The following is a 4,174-nucleotide window of genomic DNA, read 5'->3' as shown; positions in this document are numbered from 1 at the left end:
AATTATAAAAAGTCTTGACAATTCAAATCAATATGATAAGATAGTCGGCTCGCTAGATAGCTTAACTGGCAACAGGGAAGGCGAATAGCGTTAGTAATACCCTATATATCGATGACTGGACGACAGTGATTGAGACTATTTAAAAGCATAACTAAAGAACAACTTGTGTGGATTTTTGCTGATTCAGAATGCTAAAAAATAAAGTTGGTCGACTATCTTTACGGTAGAACACCAACTATAAAAATTATCATTTAAGACAGCAGAAAAACTCAAAGTTAATTCATTACGAACATAATTTTTAGCGATTTTGCCAGATTAAATGAGCCAAGTTTAGAAGCTTCTTTAAAGAGCTTCATAGCAAGATTAAACTGAAGAGTTTGATCATGGCTCAGATTGAACGCTGGCGGCAGGCTTAACACATGCAAGTCGAGCGGAAACGATGGTAGCTTGCTACCAGGCGTCGAGCGGCGGACGGGTGAGTAATACTTAGGAATCTACCNGCTTAACACATGCAAGTCGAGCGGAAACGATGGTAGCTTGCTACCAGGCGTCGAGCGGCGGACGGGTGAGTAATACTTAGGAATCTACCTAGTAGTGGGGGATAGCACGGGGAAACTCGTATTAATACCGCATACGTCCTACGGGAGAAAGGGGGCAACTTGTTGCTCTCGCTATTAGATGAGCCTAAGTCGGATTAGCTAGTTGGTGGGGTAAAGGCCTACCAAGGCGACGATCTGTAGCTGGTCTGAGAGGATGATCAGCCACACCGGGACTGAGACACGGCCCGGACTCCTACGGGAGGCAGCAGTGGGGAATATTGGACAATGGGGGAAACCCTGATCCAGCCATGCCGCGTGTGTGAAGAAGGCCTTTTGGTTGTAAAGCACTTTAAGCAGTGAAGAAGACCTAACGGTTAATACCCGTTAGCGATGACATTAGCTGCAGAATAAGCACCGGCTAACTCTGTGCCAGCAGCCGCGGTAATACAGAGGGTGCAAGCGTTAATCGGAATTACTGGGCGTAAAGCGAGCGTAGGTGGCTTGATAAGTCAGATGTGAAATCCCCGGGCTTAACCTGGGAACTGCATCTGAAACTGTTAGGCTAGAGTAGGTGAGAGGGAAGTAGAATTTCAGGTGTAGCGGTGAAATGCGTAGAGATCTGAAGGAATACCGATGGCGAAGGCAGCTTCCTGGCATCATACTGACACTGAGGCTCGAAAGCGTGGGTAGCAAACAGGATTAGATACCCTGGTAGTCCACGCCGTAAACGATGTCTACTAGTCGTTGGGTCCCTTGAGGACTTAGTGACGCAGCTAACGCAATAAGTAGACCGCCTGGGGAGTACGGCCGCAAGGTTAAAACTCAAATGAATTGACGGGGGCCCGCACAAGCGGTGGAGCATGTGGTTTAATTCGATGCAACGCGAAGGACCTTACCTGGTCTTGACATATCTAGAATCCTGCAGAGATGCGGGAGTGCCTTCGGGAATTAGAATACAGGTGCTGCATGGCTGTCGTCAGCTCGTGTCGTGAGATGTTGGGTTAAGTCCCGCAACGAGCGCAACCCTTGTCCTTAGTTACCAGCGGGTTAAGCCGGGAACTCTAAGGATACTGCCAGTGACAAACTGGAGGAAGGCGGGGACGACGTCAAGTCATCATGGCCCTTACGACCAGGGCTACACACGTGCTACAATGGTAGGTACAGAGGGCAGCTACACAGCGATGTGATGCGAATCTCAAAAAGCCTATCGTAGTCCAGATTGGAGTCTGCAACTCGACTCCATGAAGTAGGAATCGCTAGTAATCGCGGATCAGAATGCCGCGGTGAATACGTTCCCGGGCCTTGTACACACCGCCCGTCACACCATGGGAGTTGATTGCACCAGAAGTGGATAGCTTAACCGTAAGGGGAGCGTTCACCACGGTGTGGTTGATGACTGGGGTGAAGTCGTAACAAGGTAGCCGTAGGGGAACCTGCGGCTGGATCACCTCCTTATAGACGCATTCGGTCAGCAAGAATTCACAACAAGTTGTTCTTTAGTTTAAGCTTACGTTTTAGGACGTATCAGGGTCTGTAGCTCAGCTGGTTAGAGCACCGTGTTGATAACGCGGGGGTCAGTGGTTCGAGTCCACTTAGACCCACCATTATTAATGTAGGTGAAAGAGCCCTAAGTAAATCCCCTTTAAGGGATTTCCTCTTGCGCTCGGATCGAAGCAGTGCTTCGATTGTATCCTCGCTCAGGGGCCATAGCTCAGTTGGTAGAGCGCCTGCCTTGCACGCAGGAGGTCAACGGTTCGACTCCGTTTGGCTCCACCACTATAGACGGCTAAGCTTAGCGTGCTAAATAAAATAGGTATCAAATAGAAACAAGTGATTCATCTTGAATAAAGACACGATTACTTCTTTCTGTTTTATACAGAATCTGTGACTCGACGAGAGCATAGAGACTATTTAAAAACATAGATATGAGTCTGGGTTAGGATGAGCGTGTTCACGCGCACATCCTAACCTTAATAACTCACCTCTTAACGACATTGTTTGTTATCCCAGGGGTGAGTTATTAAAAAAGTAAAGAGAACTGAATCAAGCGTATAAACATAGGTGATATCGTTATCATAATTAGATTGTATGACACTTAGAAGTCGAAAGACTACTTGGGGTTGTATGGTCAAGTAATGAAGCGCACATGGTGGATGCCTTGGCAGTCAGAGGCGATGAAAGACGTGACAGCCTGCGATAAGCTTCGGGGAGGCGGCAATATCCTGTGATCCGGAGATTTCTGAATGGGGAAACCCACTTACCATAAGGTAAGTATCTTGTACTTGTACAAGAAGCGAACGAGGGGAAGTGAAACATCTCAGTACCCTTAGGAATAGACATCAATTGAGATTCCCCTAGTAGCGGCGAGCGAACGGGGAGAAGCCGATTAGTGCTAATGTAGAAGAACAGCGTGGGAAAGCTGACCGTAGTAGGTGATAGTCCTGTATTCGAAACATTAGCGTTAACATATTAAGTAGAGCGGGGCACGAGAAATCCTGTTTGAAGATGGGGGGACCATCCTCCAAGGCTAAATACTCCTGACTGACCGATAGTGAACCAGTACCGTGAGGGAAAGGCGAAAAGAACCCCTGTGAGGGGAGTGAAATAGAACCTGAAACCGTGTGCGTACAAGCAGTGGGAGCCCACTTGTTGGGTGACCGCGTACCTTTTGTATAATGGGTCAGCGACTTATATTCTGTAGCAAGGTTAACCGTTTAGGGGAGCCGTAGGGAAACCGAGTCTTAATAGGGCGTCTAGTTGCAGGGTATAGACCCGAAACCGAGTGATCTATCCATGAGCAGGTTGAAAGTGCCGTAACAGGCACCGGAGGACCGAACCCACTGTCGTTGAAAAGCCAGGGGATGACTTGTGGATAGGGGTGAAAGGCTAATCAAACTCGGTGATAGCTGGTTCTCCCCGAAAGCTATTTAGGTAGCGCCTCGGACGAACACCATTGGGGGTAGAGCACTGTTTCGGCTAGGGGGTCATACCGACTTACCAAACCGATGCAAACTCCGAATACCGATGAGTGATATCCGGGAGACACACGGTGGGTGCTAACGTCCATCGTGGAGAGGGAAACAACCCAGACCGCCAGCTAAGGCCCCAAATTCCTAGTTAAGTGGGAAACGAGGTGGGAAGGCATAGACAGCTAGGAGGTTGGCTTAGAAGCAGCCATCCTTTAAAGAAAGCGTAATAGCTCACTAGTCGAGTCGGCCCGCGCGGAAGATGTAACGGGGCTCAAACTAGGAGCCGAAGCTGCGGATTTGAATTTGTTTTCAAGTGGTAGGGGAGCGTTGTGTAAGCCTGTGAAGGTGTGTTGTAAAGCATGCTGGAGGTATCACAAGAGCGAATGCTGACGTGAGTAACGATAATGGGTGTGAAAAGCATCCACGCCGGAAGATCAAGGGTTCCAGTCCAACGTTAATCGGGGCTGGGTGAGTCGACCCCTAAGGCGAGGCCGAAAGGCGTAGTCGATGGGAAATCGGTTAATATTCCGATACTTGTTTATAATGCGATGGAGGGACGGAGAAGGTTATGTCAGCCTGGCGTTGGTTGTCCAGGTGAAAGGATGTAGGTTTATAGCTTAGGTAAATCCGGGCTATTCTATACCGAGATCTGATAGCAAGCTGTAC

The 4,174-nt window shown here is 48.5% G+C and carries 2 tRNA genes and 2 rRNA genes; all 4 read left to right on the top strand.

The annotated features are described in order from the left end of the window. Nucleotides 1-365 precede the first annotated feature (365 nt). A 16S ribosomal RNA gene (locus tag AC58CZ_RS13210) occupies nt 366-1,994 on the top strand. A gap of 72 nt (nt 1,995-2,066) precedes the next feature. Continuing rightward, nucleotides 2,067-2,143, top strand: a tRNA-Ile gene (locus AC58CZ_RS13205). 96 nt (nt 2,144-2,239) lie between these two features. Continuing rightward, nucleotides 2,240-2,315: transfer RNA gene (locus tag AC58CZ_RS13200), tRNA-Ala, on the top strand. Between the two features lie 350 nt (nt 2,316-2,665). After that, nucleotides 2,666-4,174 (top strand): 23S ribosomal RNA (locus AC58CZ_RS13195); the annotation flags it as partial.

Source organism: Psychrobacter sp. CR212, assembly GCF_059693765.1.
Note: the sequence above shows the minus strand (reverse complement) of the source record. Positions and strands in the feature narration are given on the sequence as shown.